Genomic DNA, 1,608 nt, shown 5'->3' on the forward strand with positions numbered 1-1,608 from the left:
TAACCCGTCACAGGTTTTGTAGAGCTGTTCGGGATAGCGGTTTTGCTCAAAAAGACCGCAGATGTACTTGCCTAGCACCGCAGATTTTTGGGAAGCCAGATCCCGGTAATAGTCCGGACTGCGGTCGCGGTAGTGTTGATGCTGGGAGCAAAGGTGGTCTTTGACAGTGGAGTATCCTCCTGCTTTGAAGCTTCTCACATGGGCAGCGACTTTCTTGCCCTGATGGTACAGCTGCACCATGGATCGGGTGTAGATGACCTTGAGCTTTTTGCCAATCAAGGTATGGGGGGCACTGTAGTAATGCTTGTCCCGGGCCAGATAGACATGGTTATTTTTGGATAAGGTCAGCTCGGCGTGGTGCCGGAGTTCAAAGCGTTCGGTAGGAAGCGGGGCAAGGAGCGGTTTTTCTGAAGCCATAAACTGCTCTTCCCGACAGTGGCCTTTTTGCTTCATCCGGGTTTGATTGTGTGCTTTGAGTTGGATCCGGATGGCCTCATTGAGCGAATACAGGTCAAAGAACTGTCTGTTTCGCAGCTTGGCATAGATACGGGAATAAAGAATCTTGACCTGATTCTCTACCCGTGCCTTGTCTTTTGGCTTACCCGCACGGGTCGGAACAACGGCCATCCCATAGTGGCTGGCAAAGTCTTCCAAAGCCCGGTTGATGTCGGGTTCATAACGATCGGCTTTGACCACTGCTGCTTTAAAGTTGTCCGGAACAAGAATCAATGGGACTCCGCCCAGAAACTCCAGACAGCAGGCCAGTGCGTAGAGGAAGTCCGCCAAAGCCTGCGATGGGATTGCCATAGCAAAGGAATAGTCGGAGAAAGGCAGACAGGCTACAAAAAGCTGACAGGGGATCAGTTCACCGGTTTCCCGATCAATATAAGGGATGGTCTTTCCCGCAAAATCAATGTAGAGCTTTTCGGCAGGGGCATGTTCCAGCACCAATGAGGGCTTGGTCTTCGCTGAGCTATGCTGATCCAGATGATGGCAAAACTGGGAATATCCGTATCCGTCAGGACGACCCTGCTTATATTCCTCCCAAAGCAGCGCACGGCTGACTCCGGTGCGGCGAAGTTCACCAGAGAAGTAATCCAGCAGACTCTTGAAATGCTCGTATCGACTGTCTTTGTAGGAAGGATTTCCGGGATGAAAGAGGTGGTAAATCTCCGGCTCTTCCATGCCCAAAATATGCTCAATACTTAATTCGGTGACTGAATCACTGAGTAGTTTTTCGAGCTTGAAAAGGTAGGACTTTACCGTATTCCTGCTCATGGACAGGCTGCGTGCAATGGCTTTGATGCCCTGCCCCTGACGGTGTAAAATGAGGAGTTGTTTGATCTGACTCATGGGTTTTGGTTTTCCGGCCATCGTCTTCCGCTTAGTACTTGGTGAGCGACTAAGAAACCAAAACCATTAAAAAGAGGGGTCAATATCCTCCGGATTCAGGACCCAAGGGGGTCAACATGCTCCGGAATCCAGACGAATATCCCACTTTGGGGGGTCAACATCCGCCGGAATGTCAGTCGAATCTGGCCACTAAAGGCACTTTTTGCTCCTGAAAAACCTCCGGATTCAGGGGGTCAACATGCTCCGGAATATCCA

At 50.6% G+C, this 1,608-nt stretch carries 1 protein-coding gene; it reads right to left on the reverse strand.

What is annotated here, in order from left to right; all coding sequences use genetic code 11:
- A partial coding sequence (istA, locus tag BLQ81_RS21845; RefSeq protein ID WP_245693343.1) for an IS21 family transposase occupies window positions 1-1,353 on the reverse strand: 1,353 nt, incomplete at its 3' end.
- Between the last annotated feature and the right edge of the window lie 255 nt (window positions 1,354-1,608).

The organism is Algoriphagus alkaliphilus, from assembly GCF_900103735.1.
GTDB classification, from domain to species: domain Bacteria; phylum Bacteroidota; class Bacteroidia; order Cytophagales; family Cyclobacteriaceae; genus Algoriphagus; species Algoriphagus alkaliphilus.